At 71.7% G+C, this 21,035-nt stretch carries 18 protein-coding genes; 5 read left to right on the plus strand and 13 right to left on the minus strand.

Annotation, left to right across the window (positions count from 1 at the left end; translation table 11 throughout):
• Nucleotides 1–17: 17 nt before the first annotated feature.
• A complete protein-coding gene (locus ACRWK8_RS00610) occupies nt 18–866 on the minus strand; it encodes a TIGR03620 family F420-dependent LLM class oxidoreductase (protein ID WP_378734934.1) in 849 nt (282 codons plus the stop codon).
• Between the two features lie 172 nt (nt 867–1,038).
• On the opposite strand from ACRWK8_RS00610, the gene ACRWK8_RS00615 reads away from it, so the two are divergent.
• Entirely contained in the window at nt 1,039–1,833 is a 795-nt protein-coding gene (locus ACRWK8_RS00615) for a winged helix-turn-helix domain-containing protein (RefSeq protein WP_378734932.1), read from the plus strand.
• Between the two features lie 52 nt (nt 1,834–1,885).
• Here ACRWK8_RS00615 and ACRWK8_RS00620 read toward each other — a convergent pair whose 3' ends face one another.
• From ACRWK8_RS00620 to ACRWK8_RS00640, 5 genes are all read right to left on the minus strand, one after another.
• Nucleotides 1,886–2,896 (minus strand): ABC transporter permease, encoded by a 1,011-nt coding sequence (locus tag ACRWK8_RS00620; RefSeq protein WP_378734930.1) that lies wholly within the window; start codon nt 2,894–2,896, stop codon nt 1,886–1,888.
• Entirely contained in the window at nt 2,893–3,855 is a 963-nt protein-coding gene (locus ACRWK8_RS00625; protein WP_431867601.1) for an ABC transporter permease, read from the minus strand. Before ACRWK8_RS00625 ends, ACRWK8_RS00620 begins: the two co-directional genes overlap by 4 nt.
• Entirely contained in the window at nt 3,852–5,372 is a 1,521-nt protein-coding gene (locus ACRWK8_RS00630) for a sugar ABC transporter ATP-binding protein (protein WP_431867602.1), read from the minus strand. Before ACRWK8_RS00630 ends, ACRWK8_RS00625 begins: the two co-directional genes overlap by 4 nt.
• Nucleotides 5,373–5,411: 39 nt before the next feature.
• Nucleotides 5,412–6,530, minus strand: a complete 1,119-nt coding sequence (locus ACRWK8_RS00635; protein ID WP_431867604.1) for an ABC transporter substrate-binding protein — start codon at nt 6,528–6,530, stop codon at nt 5,412–5,414.
• Nucleotides 6,531–6,647: 117 nt separating this feature from the next.
• A complete protein-coding gene (locus tag ACRWK8_RS00640) occupies nt 6,648–8,957 on the minus strand; it encodes an AbfB domain-containing protein (RefSeq protein WP_378734922.1) in 2,310 nt (769 codons plus the stop codon).
• A 249-nt stretch (nt 8,958–9,206) separates the two neighbouring features.
• Here ACRWK8_RS00640 and ACRWK8_RS00645 point away from each other — a divergent pair, with 249 nt between their 5' ends.
• Nucleotides 9,207–10,256, plus strand: a complete 1,050-nt coding sequence (locus tag ACRWK8_RS00645) for a LacI family DNA-binding transcriptional regulator (RefSeq protein WP_378735361.1) — start codon at nt 9,207–9,209, stop codon at nt 10,254–10,256.
• Nucleotides 10,257–10,263: 7 nt separating this feature from the next.
• Here ACRWK8_RS00645 and ACRWK8_RS00650 read toward each other — a convergent pair whose 3' ends face one another.
• Nucleotides 10,264–11,145 carry a LysR family transcriptional regulator ArgP gene (locus ACRWK8_RS00650; protein WP_378734920.1) on the minus strand — a complete coding sequence of 294 codons (882 nt, stop codon included), beginning with the start codon at nt 11,143–11,145 and terminating at the stop codon, nt 10,264–10,266.
• Between the two features lie 93 nt (nt 11,146–11,238).
• Between ACRWK8_RS00650 and ACRWK8_RS00655 the strand changes: the two genes are divergently transcribed.
• Nucleotides 11,239–11,919 carry a LysE/ArgO family amino acid transporter gene (locus ACRWK8_RS00655; protein ID WP_431867607.1) on the plus strand — a complete coding sequence of 227 codons (681 nt, stop codon included), beginning with the start codon at nt 11,239–11,241 and terminating at the stop codon, nt 11,917–11,919.
• 243 nt (nt 11,920–12,162) lie between these two features.
• Here ACRWK8_RS00655 and ACRWK8_RS00660 read toward each other — a convergent pair whose 3' ends face one another.
• Nucleotides 12,163–13,038, minus strand: coding sequence for a CPBP family intramembrane glutamic endopeptidase (locus ACRWK8_RS00660; protein WP_431867609.1), 876 nt, complete (start codon nt 13,036–13,038; stop codon nt 12,163–12,165).
• 51 nt (nt 13,039–13,089) lie between these two features.
• Between ACRWK8_RS00660 and ACRWK8_RS00665 the strand changes: the two genes are divergently transcribed.
• Complete coding sequence (locus tag ACRWK8_RS00665; RefSeq protein WP_378734914.1) at nt 13,090–13,797, plus strand: MerR family transcriptional regulator; 708 nt, start codon at nt 13,090–13,092, stop codon at nt 13,795–13,797.
• Nucleotides 13,798–13,840: 43 nt separating this feature from the next.
• Here ACRWK8_RS00665 and ACRWK8_RS00670 read toward each other — a convergent pair whose 3' ends face one another.
• From ACRWK8_RS00670 to ACRWK8_RS00685, 4 genes are read right to left on the minus strand one after another with little or no spacing between them, the layout of a single operon-like run.
• On the minus strand, nt 13,841–15,442 hold the full coding sequence (locus tag ACRWK8_RS00670) for a glycoside hydrolase family 43 protein (RefSeq protein WP_431867611.1): 1,602 nt from the start codon (nt 15,440–15,442) through the stop codon (nt 13,841–13,843).
• Between the two features lie 25 nt (nt 15,443–15,467).
• Nucleotides 15,468–16,298 carry a carbohydrate ABC transporter permease gene (locus ACRWK8_RS00675; RefSeq protein WP_378734910.1) on the minus strand — a complete coding sequence of 277 codons (831 nt, stop codon included), beginning with the start codon at nt 16,296–16,298 and terminating at the stop codon, nt 15,468–15,470.
• 1 nt (nt 16,299) lies between these two features.
• The gene (locus tag ACRWK8_RS00680) at nt 16,300–17,187 is read right to left on the minus strand and encodes a carbohydrate ABC transporter permease (protein ID WP_431867614.1); all 888 of its coding nucleotides are present in this window, start codon (nt 17,185–17,187) and stop codon (nt 16,300–16,302) included.
• Entirely contained in the window at nt 17,184–18,476 is a 1,293-nt protein-coding gene (locus tag ACRWK8_RS00685) for an extracellular solute-binding protein (protein WP_431867616.1), read from the minus strand. The genes ACRWK8_RS00680 and ACRWK8_RS00685 overlap by 4 nt, the downstream gene beginning before the upstream one ends.
• A 217-nt stretch (nt 18,477–18,693) precedes the next feature.
• Here ACRWK8_RS00685 and ACRWK8_RS00690 point away from each other — a divergent pair, with 217 nt between their 5' ends.
• A complete protein-coding gene (locus tag ACRWK8_RS00690) occupies nt 18,694–19,710 on the plus strand; it encodes a LacI family DNA-binding transcriptional regulator (protein WP_431867618.1) in 1,017 nt (338 codons plus the stop codon).
• A 182-nt stretch (nt 19,711–19,892) separates the two neighbouring features.
• On the opposite strand, the gene ACRWK8_RS00695 is transcribed toward ACRWK8_RS00690, so the two are convergent.
• Entirely contained in the window at nt 19,893–21,005 is a 1,113-nt protein-coding gene (locus tag ACRWK8_RS00695; RefSeq protein WP_378734902.1) for a CobW family GTP-binding protein, read from the minus strand.
• Nucleotides 21,006–21,035: the final 30 nt, after the last annotated feature.

A 21,035-nucleotide genomic window follows, 5' to 3' on the forward strand; every position in this document is an offset into this window, starting at 1 on the left:
GCCCGGCCCGGAACGGGTCAGGAGGTCAGCGCCGGAGCCAGCCGGGAGAGCGAGCCGAGCAGACCGGACTCCCCGGGGATCGCCTGCGCCACCACGTGGTCGGCCCCGGCCTCCAGGTGCGCCCGCAACTCCGACGCCACCTGGTCCGCCCCGCCCTGCGCGACCAGGGCGTCGATCAGGACGTCGCTGCCGTCGTCGGCCAGGTCGAGCACGGTGTACCCCAGCCGCTCCAGGTTGGCCGCGTAGTTGCGCATGCCGAGGTAGAACGCCATCCCCCGGCGGGCCTCCTCCCGCGTCCGCGCACGGTCGGCGCCGAGCACCAGCTTGTGTTCGGTGGCCAGGAGGGGGCCGTCCCCGAGCACCCCGCGCGCGAACCGGTCGTAGGCCGGGGGGACCAGGTAGGGGTGGGCGCCCGCCGCCCTCTCCGCGCTCAGCGTGAGCATCCTCGGGCCCAGCGCCGCCAGCACCCTCCGGTCGGCGGGGACACCCTCACGGTCGAGCACGTCCAGGTAGTCCCGCATCCCCTGGAGCGGCCGGACCGCGTCGGGCCCGTTGAGCTCCCGGTGACCGGCACCGATCCCCAGCAGGAACCGCCCCGGGTAGGCGGACTCCAGGCGCGCGAAGGCGTCCGCGACCTCCTCGGCCGGTGCCGCCCAGATGTTCACGATCCCCGTGGCCACCGCCAGACGGGACGTCGCCGCCAGGGCCGTGGCCACCGGCTCCAGGTCGGCCGGGGTGGAACCGCCCAGCCACACGGCGCCGAACCCCAGGCGCTCGATCTCGGCGGCGACGTCCTCGTCGAGGTCCTGGTGGCGCAGCCAGACGCCGTACCTTCCCAGGTCGACCGGTGTCGCGTTCAGACCCATGGATACTCCTCGGTGAGCTCGGTGATCCCGGCGGTGCCGCCACCAACCTACGGCGGTGCGGGCCCGCTGGCGCGGACCCGCGCCCGCCCCGCCCGTCGGGGTCCCCGAAGTATCCTGCGGGGGCGGGCCCCGACCCCGTGGGCTTCTCCTCTGACCCCCTGGAGACGGCGAGATGAGCGTGCACCTGTTCCCGGTCGACGACTTCGACCTGGTCGTCACGGTCCAACAGGACTACGAGAGCGACACCCCCATGGACACCCACCACCTGAGTCCGGGGGAGACCCGGACCTTCGGGCGCGGCGGCCGCAGCCGCGACGTGGACATGAGACTCGGCGCCGGGGACCGGGCGGTACACCGGCACGCCGGAGAGATCACCTCACACGGGGACCACTGGCGGATCAGCAATCTCAGCCCCAACAAGTCCTACATCGTGGAGAACACCGAACGGTCGGCCGGGTACGTCCAGGTCCAGCCGAACACCCACGGCATGGTGGTGCCCTTCGAGACCTCCCGCGTGCGCATCCCCGGAGCGACGGGGGAACACAGCTTCCTGGTGATGGCTCCGGCGGCCTGCAGCGCCGTCCTCTCCCCGAGGGGCGTCGGCGCCGACGACGGGTGGTCGGACACGACCAGTGAACGCACCGAGGCCAACAGCTTCCGTATGGACCGGTGGCACACCTACTACCGCGTCCTGGTCGCCTTCTGCGAACCCCGGCTGCGCGGCCTCACCCCGCCGGTCCCGACCCAGAGCCAGGTGGCCCACCGGTTGGGAATCGGCACCGCTGCCGTGAACGCCCAGGTGAACTACCTCCTCAAGGACAAGTTCAAGGTCGAACTGGAGGGCGGTGGCCAGGGCCAGGGCTGGCGGTCCCAGGTCCTCATCGACAAGGCGCTCCACTTCGGCGTGGTCACCGAACGGGACCTGGGCCTGCTCGACGACCAGGGCGACTCCAGGACCCTCGCGTAGCGCCCGCCGACCCGGGGACGCGGAACGGTGGACGCCACGCGCGCCGACCGCCTCAGCCGGGGTCGCGTCCCCTGCTGAGGCGCCGCTGCACGAGCACCACGGTGATCAGGAACAGGCCGCTGACCACCTCCTGGAACGCCGAGGTCAGGGAACCGACCGCGTTGATGACGTTCTGGATGACCCCCAGCAGCAGGACCCCGACCAGGGTGCTGCCCACGAACCCGTATCCGCCGGTCAGCAGGGTTCCGCCGATCACCACCGCCGAGATCGCCTGGAGCTCCGTGCCGATCCCGAAGATCGTCACCCCCGAGCCCAGCCACACCGCGTTCAGGGCCCCAGCCGTGCCCGCGCACAGGCCGGAGAACGTGTACACCGCGATCCGGGTCCGCGCCACCGGCACGCCCATCAGGGCGGCCGTCCGCTCGTTCCCGCCCACCGCGTACACGTGCTGGCCGACCGTGGTGCGCCGCAGCACCAGGCCGCCCATCACGAACACCGCCACGACCAGCAGGAACGGATACCCGAGCACCCCGAACAGCTTCCCGTGCACCAGCGCCGAGAGGGCCAGCCCGTCCGCCACCAGGTAGGTGGTGTTGCCCTCGTCGGACACCGACAGCATCAGTCCCCAGGCGCCCAGCATGGTCGCGAGGGTGGTGATGAACGGGGCCAGCCGCGCCCGCGCGATCAGCACCCCGTTGAGCAGACCGATCAGACCGCACACCGCCAGCGGCACCGCCATCAGCGCCAGCTCCCCGTATCGCGACGCCCACGCGGCCAGCACCCCGCCGAGCGCGAACACCGTGCCCACCGACAGGTCGATCCCACCGGTGATGATCACGAACGTCATGCCCAGAGCGATGACCGCCAGGAACGACGCGCTCACGGCGATCCGGTTCAGGTTCCCCGGGGCCAGGAACCCGTCGAGGCTCGCCCCGGCCACCGCCACCACCAGCAACAGCACCACCAGGGCACCGTGCCGCGCGGCCAGCTCACGCCAGGGCACACCCCGGGCCGACTCCCGGCCGCCGACGCGCGGCCCCGCTCCGTCCACGGTGGTCCTCATGTCCTCCCCCGATCCCGGGCCAGGTAGACGGCGCCGATGATCACGGCCGTCTGCGCCATCTGCGTCCACGACGGCGGCAGGTCGTGCTTGATGAGCGTGGCCACGAGCAGCTGCATCAGCACCGCCCCGGCCACCGTCCCGGCGATCCGCACCCGTCCGCCCGTCAGCGGGGTGCCGCCGACCACCACGGCCGTGATCGCCGACAGTTCGATCAGCACGCCCACCGAGTTCGGGTCGGCGGCCTGCAACCTCGCGGTCACCAGCACCCCGGCCACCGCCGCCAGGGCCCCGCTCAGCGCGTACACGCCGAGCAGCACCCGGCGCACCGGCAGCCCGGACAGCTCCGCCGCCCGGCGGTTGCCGCCCACCGCCACCAGCCGCCGGCCGAACACGCTCCGGCGCACCAGGAACGCCACCACCGCCACCAGCAGCGCGGCGATCCACACCACGTAGGGGACGGCCAGGAACGATCCCGAACCCAGCTCCCGCAGGTCCGGGTTGCGGACGCCGTCCAGCTGCGGCAGCAGGACGAGGGCCAGCCCCCGTCCGCCGATCATCATCGCCAGCGTCACGATGATCGCCTGCACACCGGCGAAGGCCACCAGGACACCGTTGGCGGCCCCGGCGAGCGCGCCCACGCCCACCGCGACGAGCACGGCCACCAGCGGTCCGTACCCCAGGTACAGCGAGATCATCGCGGCCGACAGCGCCATCACCGAACCCACGCTGAGGTCGATGCCGCCGGTCGCGATCACCAGCGCCATCCCCAGGGCCACGATCAGCACCGGGGAGACCTGCACGGCCTGCGTGCGGAAGTTCTCGAAGGTCAGGAAGTGCGGCGTGAACGCCACGTTGAACAGCACGACCAGCGCCACGCCCACGTACACGCCGTAGTCCCGCATCCACAGCAGGACGTGTTCCCGGTCCACGCGGGGGCGCCCCCGCAGGGTGAGGTTCACGGTTCCCCACCGCCCCGGGCGATCGCGGCAAGGAGGGAGTCCTCGGTGACCTCGTCACCGACCAGCTCGCCCGCGACCGCGCCGTCCCTCAGCACCACCACCCGGTCGGCACCCTCCACCAGTTCCTCCAGGTCCGAGGAGACCAGCAGCACGGCCAGCCCCTCCTCGGCCAGTTCGTCCACCAACCGCTGCACCTCCGCCTTGGCGCCCACGTCGATCCCGCGCGTGGGCTCGTCGAGCAGCAGCACCCTCGGTTCGAGCGCCAGCCACCGGGCCAGCAGCACCTTCTGCTGGTTGCCGCCGGACAGCTCCTCCACCTTCTGGTGCGGCCCCACGGCCTTGATCCGCAGCCGCTCCATGAACCGCTCCACCACCCGGTCGACCGCCCGCTCGGACACCAGCCCGAACCGGCTCAGCCCCGGCATGGCGGCGAGCGCGATGTTCTCCCGGATGGACAGGCCGGGGACGATGCCCTCGTGCTTGCGGTCCTCCGGCAGCAGGCTCACCCCCGCCCGGATCGCGGCCGCCGTGGACCCCGTCCGCAGGGGGACGCCCACCACCGAGACGCGGCCCGCGTCCAGCGGCAGCGCGCCCGCGATCGCCTTCACGGTCTCGGTGCGGCCCGATCCCAGCAGGCCGCCGAGCCCCACGACCTCGCCCGGGCGCACGGTCAGGGACACGTCGTGCAGCCGGTGCCGGGCCCCCAACCCCTCGGCCTCCAACGCGGGCGTCCCCGACCACGCCTCGCGGTCCCCGGAGAACGTGGTGGCGCCCTCGCGCTCCACCCGCTCCATGTCCCGGCCCAGCATCAGGGACACCAGGCGCAGCCGTTCCAGGTCGGCCATGGCTCCCCGGTGCACCAGACGCCCGTCCCGCAGCACCGTCACGCGGTCGCACACCCGGTACAGCTCGTCGAGGCGGTGGCTCACGTAGACCACCGCCACACCCTCCCCGCGCAGGCGTTCGATCACCCCGAAGAGCGTCTCGACCTCCCGCGGCTCCAGCGACGACGTCGGCTCGTCCATGATCACCACGCGGGCCCGCGCCGACACCGCCCGGGCCAGCGCCACCATCTGCCGGGCGCCCATGGACAGGGTCCCCAGCGGACGGCGCACGTCCACGTCCACCCCGTAGTCCGCGAGCGTCCGGGCGGCGTCGCGGTGCATGCGGGCGAAGTCGATCAGCCCGAACCGCTTCGGCTCACGCCCCAGGTAGAGGTTGCGCGCCACGCTCAGCAGCGGCAACAGGTCGACCTCCTGGTAGATGGTGGCGATACCCGCCCGCTGCGCGTGCAGGGGCGTCGCGAACCGGGCGGGCTCGCCGTGGTGGCGCAACTCGCCCCCGTCGGGCTGGTACACTCCCGTCAGCACCTTGATCAGGGTGGACTTCCCCGCGCCGTTCTCTCCGACCAACGCGTGCGCCTCGCCCGGAAGCAGCTCGAAGTCCACCCCGTCCAACGCCAGGACGCCCGGGAACCGCTTGGTCAGCCCGCGGGTGCCGAGGACCGGAACGGTCACCGCCCCACCTCCTCCGCGCGTGTGGGCGCCCCGCCCGGCCTAGTAGGCATGCGGAAGCTCCTCCTCGGCGTTCTCCGCGTCGTACTCGCGGTCGGTGATGATCAGCTGTGTGCCGACGTCCTCACCGGCGCCGAAGGCCGAGGCCGCCTCGAAGGCCAGCGGTCCGAAACGCGGGTTCGACTCCACGACCGCCGAGATCCACCCGTCGACGATGTACTCCACCGCCGCCCGGGTGCCGTCCACCGTCACGATCTCGACGTCGCCCGGCGCCTTGCCCGCGCCGTTGAGCGCGGTGACCGCGCCGATGCCCATCTCGTCGTTCTGCGCGTAGATCCCGGAGATGTCCGGCTGCGACTGGACGAGCTGTTCGGTCACCGACTGGCCGCCCTCGCGGGTGAAGTCGCCGGACTGCTGGAACACGATCTCGATCCCGGGGGCCTCGGCCTCGATCCGCTCCAGGAAGCCGCTCGTGCGGTCGGTGGTCACGTTGTTGCCGGGTGCGCCCAGCAGGATGGCCACCTCGCCCTCGCCGCCCAGCGCGTCGATCATCTGGTCGGCGGCGCGGCGGCCCTGCTCCACGAAGTCGGACCCGATGAAGGTCACGTAGTCCTCGCAGGCGGTGCCGTTGATGGGCCGGTCGACGGTGATGATCGGGACGGCGTCGGCGCGTGCCTGGTCCAGGACGGGCTTCCAGCCGTCGGAGTTGAGGGGGGCGATGATCAGCACCTCCGCGCCCTGGGACATGAGGTCCTGGACGTCGCTGATCTGCTGGGAGAAGTCGGACTGGGCGTTGGAGGTGATGAGGTCGATCCCCCGGGCGGCGGCCTCGTCCTTGATGGACTGCGTCTCGGTGATGCGGAAGGGGTTGGACTCGGCCTCGGACTGGGAGAAGCCGACCTTCCTCTCGGTGAGCTCGAAGGGCTCGATCCCGTGGTCCCCGGCGTTGCAGGTATCGCCCCCGCTGGCCGCCTCGTCCAGCACCTGGGCCTGGCCCTCGGTGTCCCCGGTGGCGGTGTTCCCCGCGGCGTCGTCCTCGCCCCGGGCGCAGCCGGTGGCGGCCAGCGCCAGTGCCGCGCCCACGGCGGCGGTGGCCAGCAGGATCCGACGGGGGCGGGGGAGCGCTCCCGCACCGGTGTGGTGGGTGTGGTGTTCGTTCATGTCCGGTCTCCGCCCGGGTCGAGGGGACGCCGACGGGGGAGTCGGCGCAGGGGTGGGGGAGCGGGGCGCCGGGTCGGGGGCGCCCCGGGGAGGGGGGTTCGGCTCACGCGGGTCGGGTCAGGGAGCCCAGGGGGACTCCACGGACCACGAGGTGTCGTGGTCGTAGTGTTCGGCGGTGTCGCGGTCCTCGCCGACGGTGCCCGCCCCGGACAACCAGAGCTCGGAGTCGTAGTGGCGCAGATACCGGTCCGGGAAGTTGTAGGAGCGCAGCGAGATCCCCTCGCCGCTCAGTCCGGGCACCGCGCACCAGGTGGCGTCCTGTTCGAAGAGCCCGGAACCGTCGGCGGGCTCCCGGCTCACCCGCGACTCCGCGTGCCGCAGGTACTCGCCCGGGTGGTCCACCGACTCCAGCGACAGGCACTGGTCGTCGGCCAGGCCGGGCACGAACCGCCAGGTGGCAGCGGTCCTGTCGGCCTCGGGGCTGCCGTCGTCGACCGGGGTGGTGACGCCGAGCCCGCCCTCGTGGGCGAGGTAGCGGTCCTCGTGGCCGGGCGTGGTGACCCGCAGGGACAGGTTCTCCTCCACGGGTACCTCCGCGACACCGCCGACCGGCTCCCCGGCCAGCAGTCGCGCGTGCGCCCGGGCGACGATCTCGGGGTCGACCTTGAGCACCCGGCGGTCGTAGGTCCAGAACCCGTTGAGCTCGGTCTCCACGTCGGTGATCTCGGTGTAGATCGCGGCGGACAGCCCGTGGGTGCGCTCCAGCCGCTGCACGCCCGCCATCAGGCCCGTGTACCGGGTGGCCAGGGAGTGGCCGTCGCTGATGTCCTCGTAGCCGAACCCGTCGCCCGGGCTCCACTCGTGGCCCTCCACCGGCAGGTTGTAGCCGCCGAACTCGCCCAGCACCGAGATCCGTTCGTCCTCCACCGGAGCGGGGTCGCCCGGACCGACGTAGATGTGGGAGTCGACGATGTCCCCGTTGCCGGTGTCGTGCCAGCCGGAGGCGCCGGTGACCAGGCGGGAGGGGTCGGAGGCCTGGACCTCCTCGGTGAGGCGGACGTCGCCGTCGTACTGGCCCCAGCCCTCGTTGAACACGATCCAGTTGACGATGGACGGGAAGCTGCGGTGCTCGTCCACCAGGGCGTGCAGTTCGGTCTCGAACTGGTCGCGCCCGGCCTGGCTCGGGTCACCGGACATCGACGGCATGTCCTGCATGACCATCACTCCGAGCCGGTCGGCCCAGTAGTACCAGCGGTCCGGCTCCACCTTCACGTGCTTGCGGATGGTGTTGAAGCCCAGTTCCTTGTGCGACTCGATGTCGAAGCGCAGGGCCTCGTCGGTCGGTGCGGTGGAGACGCCGTCCGGCCAGTAGCCCTGGTCGAGCGTGCCCACCTGGAACACGTACTCGCCGTTCAGGAGCGGGCGCAGGACCCCGTCCACCTCCCCGGTCTCGATGGAGCGCATCCCGGTGTAGCCCGCTACCTCGTCGTGGACCTCGTCGCCGGAGGTGAGGGTGACGTCGACGTCGTACAGGTAGGGGTCGTCCGGGCTCCACAGGCGGGCGTCCGGGACCGGCACGGTGATCGCGGAGTTCGGGTCGCCGCTGGCCGAGCCCACCTCGGTGCCCTCGTCGTCCCGGACGGTGACGGTGGCCTCGGTGCCCTCGGCGCCGGTCGCGTTGACCACCACCTCGACCCGTTCGCCGGGCACGTCCGGGGTGATGTCCAGGCGGGTGACGTGGGCCTCGGAGACCGGTTCCATCCACACCGTCTGCCAGATCCCCGTGAAGGTGGTGTACCAGATGCCGCCGGGCTCCAGCCGCTGCTTGCCGACGGCCTGCTCACCCTCGTCACTGGGGTCGTGGACCCCCACGACGACCTCGTTCTCACCCTCCTGGAGGGCGTCGGTGACGTCGAAGGAGAACTTGTCGAATCCGCCCTGGTGGGAGCCCACGGAGGTGCCGTTCACCCACACCTCGGAGTCCCAGTCCACGGCGCCGAAGTTGAGCAGGACGCGGTCACCGTCCCAGGAGTCCGGCACCTCCACGGTGCGGCGGTACCAGAGGCGGTCGTGGTGCTCCTCCACGCCGGACAGGGCGGACTCCACCGGGTAGGGGACCAGGATCTCCCCGTCCAGGTCGGTGCCGAACGGCGGGTCCTCGCCCTCCTCGGCGGGGGCCCACTGCCAGAGGCCGTTGAGGTTCTCCCAGTCCTCGCGCACCATCTGCGGACGCGGGTACTCGGGCAGGGCGTTGTCCGGGGAGACCTCCGAGGTCCAGGGGGTCTCCAGGCGGGGTTCGGCCGAGGCGGCGGCCGGGAGCGCGACCAGTGCCGAGGCGGTCAGGAACGCGGCCAGAACGGGGGCGGTCGCGCGGACGGTCCGGCGGGGCGGTGGGGGAGTCGGGGACGCGGGGGGTTGACGTCTCATGGGGGTTCTCCGTGTCGAGTGGTGCGGGAGGACCTGCACGAGGCAGCGCCACCCCCGCTTTTTACAACGTGGGAAACCTGACTTAGCCAAGATGACAGCACGATCAAGGAGTCCTGTCCAGACCCTGAACGGAAACCCGCTGGACATCCGAGGAACACCCAAGCCCTGTGGTGTCGGTGAAACGGGCCCGTCAGCATCGCTGTGCAGGGCCCGCACCCGTGTTGTATAACGATGTAAAACTCAACGGCCCTGGGTGCAGCGGCCCGGAAGGGGAAGCGAGTGGGCATCAGCCTGAAGGACGTCGCGCTACGGGCGGGGGTGTCGGTCAAGACCGTGTCGAACGTCGTCAACGGTTACCGGCACGTCACCCCCGAGACCCGCCAGCGCGTCCAGCGGGTCATCGACGAGCTCGGATACCGCCCCAACCTCACCGCCCGCCACCTGCGCAAGGGCAGGACCGGGATGATCGCCCTCGCCCTGCCCGAGCTCGGCAACCCCTACTTCGCCGAACTCGCGGACGCCGTCATCGAGTACGCGGGCGGGCTCGACTACATCGTGCTGCTCGACCACACCGGAGGGCGCCGCGACCAGGAGGTGCTCTTCGCCCAGGGGCTGCGGGCCCGGGTGATCGACGGGCTCATCCTCAGCCCCATCGAACTGGAGAACGAGGACCTGCTCGCCCGCGAGAGCGACGCGCCCCTGGTGCTGCTCGGAGAGCGCGAGTACGACGCCCCCCACGACCACGTCGCCATCGACAACGTCGCCGCCGCTCGCACGGCCGCCGCCCACCTGGTGGAGATCGGCCGACGGCGGATCGCCTTCCTCGGAGCCCGGCACGGGCGTGCCCGTCAGACCGCCCACCTGCGGCTCCAGGGATGGCGCGAGGTGATGACGGAGCACGGACGGCCCACCGGCGACGCGTTCGTCGCGGTCACCGACGGCTACGCCCGTGAGGACGGAGCCCAGGCGATGGCCCGCCTCCTGGACTCGGGGGTCCGCCCGGACGCGGTGTTCTGTTACAACGACCTCGTGGCCATAGGCGCCATGCGCACCCTCACCGAGCGCGGTCTGCGCATCCCCGAGGACGTGGCGGTGGTGGGCTTCGACGACATCGAGGACGGCCGGTACTGCACCACCACCCTGACCACCGTCGCCCCGCACAAGCGGGCGATCGCCCGGGCCGCCACGGACGCGCTCCTGGAACGCCTCTCCGAGGGTCCGGGGGGCGCGATCCCGCCCCGGCGGGTCCAGCCGGGCTTCGCCCTCGTCCCCAGGGAGAGCACCGTGGGAAAACCCTGAGGACCGCTCACACCGGACGCAGGTGGGCGGCGGCCCCGGCACGGACGTGCCGGGTGACCTCGTCGAGGAGCGGTGACCGCAGGTTCCAGCGCTGCCAGTACAGCCGGACCTCCACCGGGAGCTCCGGGGCCAGCGGCACCAGAGCCCCGGACGCCAGGCCCTCGGCGCACTGCTGCTCGGGGATCACACCCCAGCCCCAGCCCAGCAGGACGGCGCGGGCGAAGTCCTCCGAAGCCGGGACGTAGTGGGTCGGCCCCCGTGAGCCGCCGCCGGTGAGGTCGCGCAGGAAGCGGTCCTGAAGGTCGTCCTTGCGGTCGAAGTTCACCATCGGCGCGTCCGGGAGGCGCCGGGGGTCGGTGGCGCCGAAGCGTTCCGCGAAGTCCGGGGCGCACACGGCCTGGTACCGCAGGCTGCCCAGGGGTTCGACGGAACAGCCCTGGACCGCCTCCGGAGTGGAGGTCACCGCCGCCATCACCGCTCCCGACCTCAGCAGGCCCGTGGTGTGCTCCTCGTCCTCCCGGTGGAGTTCGAAGACGGCGCCCAGCCCGGGTGGCAGGGCCTCCAGGAACCAGGTGGACAGGCTGTCGGCGTTCACGGCGAGCGGCACCCGCGCGTGCCCCCGCTCGTGGCCGACGCTCCGGAGCTCCGAGCGCACCTCCTGGTCCAGGAGCAGCACCTGGCGGGCGTGGCGCAGGACCGCGTCGCCCGCCTCGGTGGGCAGGACCGGGTTGGTGCGGCGGACCAGGACCTGGCCCGCCGCCTGCTCCATCGCCCGGACCCGCTGCGACACCGCCGAGGAGGTGACGTGCAGACGTCGGGCGGCCGCCTCGAAGGTGCCCTCCTCCACCAGGGCGGTCAGGGTGCGCAGATGGTCGAACTGGAAGGGCATCGTACGCTCCTGACGTGCGCTCATAAGAAGTCCTAAGGGGATCTGAGAAAGTGTAGCTTTACTGCACGGGTCCTCATGGTGGACGCTTTCCCAGTGAACGAGACACTCCTTCCCGCACTGATGGGCCTGGGCACCGGACTGGCGCTCATCGTGGCCATCGGCGCCCAGAACGCGTACCTGCTCCGCCTCGGCATCGACGGCAGACCCTCCGCCGTGCTGGCTGTGGTGCTGGTCTGCGCGGTCTCCGACGCGGCGCTCATCACCGCCGGAGTCGCGGGCATCGGCGGCCTGGTCGAGGCGATGCCCACCGCGATGGTGGTGGTCCGCCTCCTGGGTGCGGGCTTCCTCGTGGTGTACGGCCTGTTGGCGGCCCACCGGGCCCTGCGGCCGGGACGGGCCGAGGTCCTGGTACCGGCGGAGAACGCCCCCGCCCCGGCGGCAACGGGGCGGGGCACGGGCACCGCGCTGGCGACCCGGTCCACCGGGCTCAGAGCGGCGGTGCTCACCGCCCTCGCGCTCACCTGGCTCAACCCGCACGTGTACCTGGACACGGTGGTCTTCCTCGGGTCGGTCGCCAACCAGCAGGCCGGGGAGGCCCGCTGGTGGTGGGCGGCCGGGGCGGTGGCCGGGAGCTTCCTGTGGTTCTTCGCCCTGGGCTTCGGCGCGAGGCTGTTGCGCCCGGTCTTCGCCCGCCCCGGCGCCTGGCGGGTGCTGGACGGGATCATCGCGGCCGTGATGCTCACCCTGGGCGTCAGCCTGGCCCTGGGCGGTTAGCCGTCCCGATGGTCGGTGCGATGCGGAAGACTGGGTGTTGACGCCACCACCGACAGTGAACCCAGGTGCTCTCTGGGGTGTTTGTCGCCGGAGTCCGTTTCTCGACAACTTGCGGATTCCGCCGGGTTCGCTCCACAGCGTCGCAGGTCAAAGAGGGTGATCCCCGCGCACGCGGGGATGGTCCCCATCGGTGGCGGTCACGATCGGGCTCCCCTTGGTGCTCCGCGCGACGCGGGGGTGGGTTCAGGGCGCGACCGCCTGGGCGGGCTCTCTTCCCGGGGCCAGCTTCCAGAGGCCCAGGGTGGCGAGGACCATCACGATCATCGGCACCACGAGGACCGGGCCGGTCACCACCGCCAGATCATCCAGCTGATCGGCCAGGATCACCGACACCATCAGCACGGTGTTGTTGACGGCATGGACCAGGACCGCTGATTCGAGGCCCCCGGTGCGGTGCGTCACCAGGGCGAGGCACACCCCGGCGACGACGTAGTAGCCCAGCGCCCAGGCGTCCAGGGAACCGTGGATCGCGCCGAACGCCAGTGCGGTGACCGACGTGGCGACGGCCAGGGAGACGCCCGGGCGGCGGAAGCGCGCGCCGACCGCTCGGAAGAGCAGCCCGCGGAACAGGTACTCCTCACCAGCGGACTGGAAGGGGACGACCACGATCGCGACGATCGCCAGCGTGAGGGTCGCCGCCGTGAACTCGGGGCTCCCGAACGGCATGACCAGGTGCAGCACGGCGGTGTAGACCACCCAGAGCGGGACCACGACGGTCGCGGCGCGGGCCAGCACCCCCCAGCGGAACCGGCCCGTGACCGACGACAGCCACCCGGGGCGCTCCCGGTAGATCGCCCACTGGGCCAGGCCGGAGACGGGGATCAACGCCGCGAGCAGCAGGTTCCCGGCGAGCCAGAACCCGACGGTGAAACTCGGGTCGGCCGGGTCGAAGGGCTCCACGCCGAGGAGACGGTCCAGGGCGATCCCGGCGGGGACGGCCGCCACGAGGAGCACGACGAGAAGGGCCCCCAGACCCGTGGCGAAGGCCAGGAGGGTGCGCCAGACCTGTGGCCTGGACCGCAGGGCGTGTACGTACGAGGGTGCGGCGGATGCGTTCATGCGGACCATCCCAAACCATGACGTAGCGTCGTAGTCAAGGAGGCCCAGAAGATGCGCACACGCGAGTTGGCGGACCTGGCCGGGGTGACCGTGCGGACGGTGCGCCACTACCACCAGATCGGACTGCTGCCCGAGCCGCCGAGGTCGGTGAACGGGTACCGGCGGTACACGGCGGACGACCTGGTCCGGCTGCTGCGGATCCGGCACCTGGTGGAGGCGGGCGTCGGCCTCACCGACGTCGGGGAGGCACTGGACGAGGACGCGTCCGCCGTCGCGGTCCTGGACCGGGTGGAGGCCGACATCGAGGCCCGGATGTCGCGTCTGCGGACCCAACGGGAACTCGTGCGCTCCCTGCGCGAGCAGTGGCGGGAGCCCGAGTCCGCTGACGGGGTGGTGGGCGCCCTCGCCGCCGTGCACCGGGCGTCGGGCCTGCCGACGGAGGCCGCCAGGCTCGACTCCGACATCGCCACCCTCGTCGTGCACCTGTCCGGCGGGGACACCTCGGTGGTGGAGGAGGGCCTCGCCGCGATCGGCGGTCTGAGGGACGCCCCCTCCTTCTTCGCCGCGATCGACGCTCTCGTCGCACTCGCTCCCGACGCCGACGAGACGGCGCGGGGCCACGTCGCCGACGCGCTGCGCCCGCATCTGTCGTCACTCGCGGGCGTGCGGGTTCCCCAGGGCAGGCTCGCGGGGTTGCTCGACGAACTGCGGCGCCTGCGTCTGAACGCCGCGCAGCTCGACGCGCTCGACCGGCTCTGAGTGCCGGACGGGGAGTGCCCATCCGGCACTCCCCGTCCGATTCTCAGGATCCCTGGTAGGTGGCGTGGTCGAAGTCGGCGTGGCAGCCCGTGCCGGTCAGGTCGTGGACCCACAGCCCGAGGAAGGCGCCCGTGAATCCCCAGATGGTGGCGGTCTCACCGTCGGCCGCGCACTCGGCGGCGTAGTCGTCGGACAGGATGCTGGCGTCCAGGACCCCGCCGACGGGAGTCCAGTCGCGGACGTCGGGGGAGAGCGCGAACGCCAGTTCGGCCCCGTCGATCTCCGCGCGCAGGTGAAAGCGCTCCCAGCCCCGCACGTCGATCCGCTCACCGGACTCGCGGACCCGGCCCCGATCCGAGCTGAGCACCCCCGCGAACAGGCCCTCCCGCTCGTCGAACCCGACGCGCAGGTAGTGCCACTGCCGCATGTTGTAGTACGCCGTCAGTCCGGCCATCCGCTGGAAGGTGTGGGTGGAGAACTCCATCACCGTCTCCATCGCGCACCGCTCGTGCTGGACCCGTCGCGCCACCAGGCTGGGGCCGCGGGTGCCCGAGGGCGACTGTCCGCCCTGGACCCGCAGATGGCCGGGGCGCTCCGTCAGCGAGAGCCACTCCTCGTCCACGTGCCGCCGCAGCGTGCTCCACTCCGGGCGCAGCACCGGCGCGTCGAAGTCGTCCCGCGCGGGCACCTCCGGCCACGGGTGCGGTTCCAGCGCGGGTCCCTCGACCTCCACGTGCGGCACCCCGTCGCGGACCCGGGGCCAGCCGTCCACCCAGTCCACGCGTTGCAGGGCCGTCTCGCGACCGCGCACGCAACGGCCGCGTTCGGTGAGCGGGCGGGACGTCAGGTGCGCCAGGAACCACTCACCCGACGGGGTGCTGACCAGGCTCCCGTGCCCGGCCTTCTGCAGGGGAAGTGACGGGTGCCGCCGGGAGGACAGCGTGGGCCCGGCCGGGTCCACCTCGTAGGGGCCGGTGATCTCCCGGGACCGCGCCACCGTCACCTGGTGGTCCCACTGCGTCCCTCCCTCGGCGGTCACCAGGTAGTACCACCCGTCCTCCCGGTACAGGTGCGGGGCCTCGGTCACCCTGGCCGAGGTGCCCTCGAAGACCACCGTCGGCTCGCCCAGGAGGCGCATCCACTCGGTGTCCAGCTCCTGGAGCACGATCCCCGCGAAGGCGTGGTGCCCGGGCCTCCAGTCCATGAGGCTGCTGACCACCCAGCTGCGGCCGTCCTCGTCGTGGAACAGGGACGGGTCGAAGCCCATCGAGTGGATCGGCGCGGGGTCGCTCCACGGCCCGTCGGGCGTGGGGGAGGTGGTCACGTAGTTGGGCGTGTCCCAGAAGCCTCCGGCGTAGTTCTCCACGTCGGTGAAGATCAGGTGGAACACCCCGTCCTTGTGGGACAGGCACGGCGCCCACACACCCGCTCCGTCGCGGTGGCCGGTGAGGTCGAGCAGCCGGTCGTGGTCGAGGACTCCGCCGAGGGGGCGCCAGTGGACCAGGTCCCGGGAGTGGTGCAGGAGCACCCCCGGGCTCCACTCGAAGGTCGAGGTCGCCAGGTAGTAGTCCTCGCCGACCCGCAGGATCGACGGGTCGGGGTGGAACCCGGGCAGGACGGGGTTGGTGATGGTCGCGTTCGTCATCACGGCCTTTCGGTGGGGTGGTCCTCTACTTGCCGAAACCGGCGGCGAGGCCGCCCAGCAGGTGTCTTCGGCCGAACAGGTACAGGGCCAGGATCGGGAGGGTGGAGAGCACCACGGCGGCCATCAGGCCGGGGACGTCGGTGCCGTACTGGGTCTGGAACGCCCAGAGCCCCAGGGGGAGGACCCGGTTGGACTCGCTCTGGGTGAGCACCAGCGGGAAGATGAAGTTGTTCCAGGCGTTGAGGCCGACGAAGATCGCCACCGTCACCACGCCCGGCCGTGACAGCGGCAGGACCAGGCGGAGGAACACCTGCCAGGTCGCGGCGCCGTCCAGCGCCATCGCCTCGTACAGTTCGCCGGGCACGTCCCTCAGCGAGCTGGTGAGCACGACGATGGAGATCGGGAGCGTGAACGCGGCGGTCGGCAGGATGATCGCCGGCAGGCTGTCGTACAGGTGCAGCCGGGTGATGATCAGGTAGATGGGGATGATCACCGCCTGGGCCGGGACCGCCAGCCCCAGGAGGAACAGGGTGAAGCTGATCCGGATGGCGCGGCTGCGCCCGCGCACGATCGCGAACGCGGCGGGTACGGCCACCACCAGGACCAGGAGGATCGCTCCGGACGCCACGATCAGGCTGTTGGCCAGGAAGCCGAGGAACCCGACCTCGAAGGCGTTGCGGTAGTTGTCCAGGGTGAGTGATTCGGGCAGGGAGAGCGGTCCCCGCGACAGGTAGTCGCCCGGTCCGCGCAGACTCGTGGCGACCAGGTAGTACAGGGGCACGCACACGACCAGCAGCCACAGGGCGGCGCCGATCCCCGAGGCGTACGCCGGTCGCGCACCGGTTCGGGACGCCATGTCATATCCCCTCCCTCTGGCTGGTCATGCGGGAGTAGCCGGTCACCCGTACCACCGCCAGGGACAGTCCGGTTCCCAGGACCACCAGCAGCACCGCGATGGCGCTGGCGTAGCCCATCTGGAAGGAGACGAACCCCTGGTTGTACATGTGCAGTGGCAGGATGCGGGTGGCGTTGCCCGGCCCCCCGCCGGTCAGCAGCAGGACCGTCTCGAAGTAGGTCATCGAGCCGACGAGCATCAGCACCGACGACGCGATGATCGTGTGCCGCAGCTGTGGCACGGTGATGTGCAGGAAGCGCTGGAGACCCGAGGCCCCGTCCAGTTCGGCCGCCTCGTGGAGCGATCGCGGCACCTGTCGCGCGGCCGCCTGGTACAGGAGCATGTGGAACGGCAGGAACTGCCACAGCAGGATGAGCACGATCGCGTACAGCGCCAGTGTGGAATCTCCCAGCACGTTGCTGTGGCTCAGCGCGAACCACTCGCTGACCTGGGAGGGGATGCCGAAGCTCGGGTCCAGCAGGGCCTTCCACACCAGGGCGATGGCCGCGGTGGACAACAGCAGCGGCAGGAAGAAGACGGCGCTCACCACCGCCCGGACGCGTTGGGGACCGGCCGCCCACACCCCGAAGGCCAGCGCCAGCGGGGTCTGGGTCGCCCAGCACAGGGCGGTCAGGGTCAGGGTGACAGTGAGTCCGCCGCGGACCTGGCCGTCGCCCGGGAGCGCCGACCAGTTGGCCAGTCCCACCCACTGCGGGGTGCCGATCCCGTCCCACGAGGTGAGGCTGAGGTACCCCACGACGGCCACGGGGGCCAGGCCGAACAGGCCGAAGAACAGCAGGGCCGGAGTGACCCAGAGGAGTCCGGGCCGTACCGTGGCGGAGTTCCTCACCGCTGCTCCATGTCCTCGGCGAACTCCTCGGGGGTGACGTCGCCGATGAAGAGCAGTTGGAGGTTGGTCAGCATGGCCTCGGCCGCCGCGGGGGGCAGGGCCTGGTCCCACGACTGGGTGAACGTGGGCGCCTCCGAGACCAGTGCGTGGGTGAAGGTGGCGAACTCGGCGTGGTCGCTCTCCTGGAGCTGGTCCTCGATGCCCTCGACGGCGGGGACCTGGCCCTCCCTGATGAGTTCGGCCACGTACTCCTCGGAGGCCATGGTCTCGACGAGGAAGTCGGTCGCCGCGTCGGCGTGCTCGCTGTCGCTGTTGACGGAGAAGTAGTTGCTGGGGTTGCCGACGATCGCGTCGGGGTCCCCCGCCCCGCCCTCCACGGCGGGGAAGGAGGTGAACCCGAGATCACCGTTCTCGACGAACTCGGGGTTGGCGTCCATCTGCTGGGCGAGGTCCCAGCTGCCCATCAGGAACATCGCGGACTCGCCCGTGGCCAGGAGGGTGGAGGCGCTGCCGTTGTCGTAGTCGATGGAGGTGAAGTTGGTGCCGAAGGCGCCCCGGTCGACCAGGTCCTGGCAGGCCTCCATCGCCTCCAGGACGGCGGGGTGCCGCCAGGCGCCCTCCTCCTCGTCCACGATCGCCTGGAACACGTCGGGGCCGCCGGTCCGGTCCACGAGGTAGGAGAACCACATCAGCTGGGTCCAGCCCTGCGCGCCGGGGAGGACGATCGGGGTGACGCCGTCGGCCTGGAGGACGTCGATCGCCTCGTGGAGCTCGGCGAGGGTCCGCGGGGGCTGGAGTCCGGCCGCCGCCAGGACGGGCTTGTTGTAGTACATGACGACGGGTTGCACGCCGAGGAGGGGCACGCCGTAGTAGGAGCCGTTGATGGCGGCCACGTCCAGGACGCTGGGAAGGAAGGCGTCGCGGAACCCGGGGTTGTCGTCCAGGGCCGGGGTGAGGTCGAGGACCCGGCCCTGGTCGGCGTACTGGGCGAGGTTGCCGCCGCCCCAGTTGAAGAACACGTCGGGCGCGTTGGGGGAGCCGAGCGCCACCTGGAGGCGCTGCTTGTAGGCGTCGTTGACGAAGGTGACGAGTTCGGCGGGCACGTCATGGGACGCGTTGTGCGCCTCGATGCCCCGTTCGACGATCTCGTTGACCGCCGCGTCCTCCAGGGCCCAGACCTGCACGGTGTCGGCTCCACCCGGGCCGGAGGTGCCGCAGCCGGTGGCGAGGAGGAGGGAGAGGGCCAGGGAGGTACTGCCGATCACACGTGTCCGGTGGGTGCGACTCATGGCGTGTACACCGTTCTTCCGTTGTTCCGGGGGGTGCCGAAAGTATTCGAAAGATTTCCGATAGCTTTCGGAAGGCTGACGCTAAGTCGTCCCTGTGCCTCCGTCAAGGGGAGTCTGGATTGCGAGGAGGTTGCGGTGTTCGGTTCCGAAAACTTTCGGGATAGAATCCAGCGCAGTGTGAATCACGGGACACCGGTCTTCGACGACGAGGAGGCACATGGCGAAGAGTCGCCCCACACTGGCCGAGATCGCTGGTGAGGCGGGGGTCTCCGTCTCGACGGTCTCCAAGGTGATCAACGGTCATCTCGACGTGGCGGCCGAGACCCGCCGCCAGGTGGAGCGGTTGCTGGAGCAGCACCGCTACCAGCAACGGCGTCACCGCAAGCGCCGACCGGTCGGGCTGATCGACCTCGTCTTCCTGGACCTGGGCAGCCCCTGGGCCATGGAGATCCTCACCGGGGTCGAGGAGGTCGCGCACGACGCGGGATTCGGGGTCGTGGTCTCCGCCGTGCACGACCGCAAGCGCAGCAGGCCCGGCCGCAGGTGGCTCGACAACATCCAGGACCGGCGCTCCGACGGGGTGGTGCTGGTGCTGTCCGAGCTCTCCCCCCAGCAGCAGGACCAGCTGGACGCGCTGGGGATCCCCGTGGTCCTCGTCGACCCCGTCGGAGACCCCGCGCGGGAGACCCCGGCGGTGGGCGCCGCCAACTGGGACGGTGGTCTGACCGCGACCGAGCACCTGATCGGCCTCGGTCACCGGCGCGTCGCCATGCTCGCCGGCCCGCCGGACGTCATGTGCAGCAGGGCCCGCGTGGACGGTTACCGCAGCGCCATGCGCGACGCGGGGCTCCCCGTGCTCGACGGCTACGTCACTCACGGGGACTTCCTGGCCGGGACCGGCAAGGACCTCACGGAGGTCCTGCTCGACCTGCCCGAACCGCCGACGGCGATCTTCGCGGGTTCGGACCAGATGGCCCGGGGTGCCTACGAGGTCCTGTACGAACGCGGCCTGAGGGTGCCGGACGACGTCTCGGTGGTGGGGTTCGACGACCTCCCCGAGGCCAGGTGGGCGACCCCGCCGCTGACCACCGTCCGGCAGCCGTTGCGGGACATGGCGCAGATGGCCACGCGCATGCTGTTCGACCTGGTCAACGGGGGCGAGCCCGAGACCACTCGGATGGAACTGGCCACCCGTCTGGTCCGACGCGACAGCACGGCACCGCCCAAGGAGTGAGCGCGGGAGCCGGTTGCTCCCGGCCGGGCCCCCGGGCGGAGGCGGGTTCCCGGGGCGGGGGAGGGGGCTCCGGGGAGGGAGGACCCCGGGAACCCTTCGGGCCGACCGGATCACGAACGGTCGGCCCCGTTCTCGGGACCGGTGGGTGCCGACGGCGGACACCACCGGTACGGGTCGACGGGCTAGAGCGCGTCGGCGAAGGGGTCCACGGCGAGGGGGCTCCCCGCCTCCTCGTCGGTGAGGAGGCAGGAGTCGAGGAGGTCCGTCAGCCGGTCGGCGTCGAGGTCCACCCCGGTGACGGCCAGGTGCTGGCGGCGGTCACCCACCACCGGGTCCCAGTCCAGGGAGGCCGAGGCGCGCCGGGTGTCGGAGACCAGGTCGAGGGCGGCGCCGGGCAGGGCGGCCAGCCAGGGGCCCGCGCTCTCCAGTACCAGGGTGCCGTTGTGGCTCTCCCAGGTCAGCAGGGTGTCGGGTCTGCTGGCCAGCCAGATCCGGCCGCGCCCGCGCAGTCCGGTGGAGACGATCCGCTCCAGGGCCTCGTGCAGCCGCACCGGGTGCAGGGGGCGTCTCCGGGTCCACACCACGGTGCCGACCCTCGCGTCGGACGCGTCCCGGTACTGGGCCCACGTCGGGTTGAGCCGGTTCGCGGCGACCTCGGGGCGGAAGCGCCCCTCGGTGAGGGCGACCAGGCCACCCCCGGGCGGGACCACCAGGGTCGCCGGGTTCAGGTGCTCGACGAGCGCGCGGGCCTCCTCCCGATGGCGGTCTCCGTGGAGGGTGACCACCGTGGGGTACTCGACCTGGCCGGAGAGGACCCCCGCGACGGTGCGCCGGTCCTCGGGGACGACGCCCAGGGAGCGGTCGGAGAGGGCGTCGACACTGGACAGGTCCGGGAGCAGGCGTTCGGCGTCGACGGCGGTGACCACGGCGGCCAGGTGGAGTTCCTCGCGCGCGGCGATCGCCTCGGCCACGGAGCGGGGTTCGACCGCGTCCCAGGTCTCCACCACGCACAGGCCGTGCTCGCCGCGCGCGGCCAGCTCCAGCAGGACGGGGAGCAGGTCCTCGCGCAGCGCGCAGGTGGCGCACGGGTGGTCGAGGTCGACGGGAGCGCGGTCCAGGACGCCCCACCTGTCGCGGGTGACCCGGAGGACGACGCCCTCGGAGATCCCGTCCAGGTCGTGGTGGAGGGTGACGGCACCGGGGACGGTGGTGACGAGGTCGTCCACGGTGCCGCGCCGGGCCAGCCGGTGCAGCCCGGAGACCACGACCACGCGCAGGGGTGTCGCTACGGTCATGGGGGATCCTCCCTGGGGCGGAAACGATAA

The organism is Nocardiopsis eucommiae (assembly GCF_965344335.1).
GTDB classification, from domain to species: Bacteria; Actinomycetota; Actinomycetes; order Streptosporangiales; family Streptosporangiaceae; genus Nocardiopsis; species Nocardiopsis eucommiae.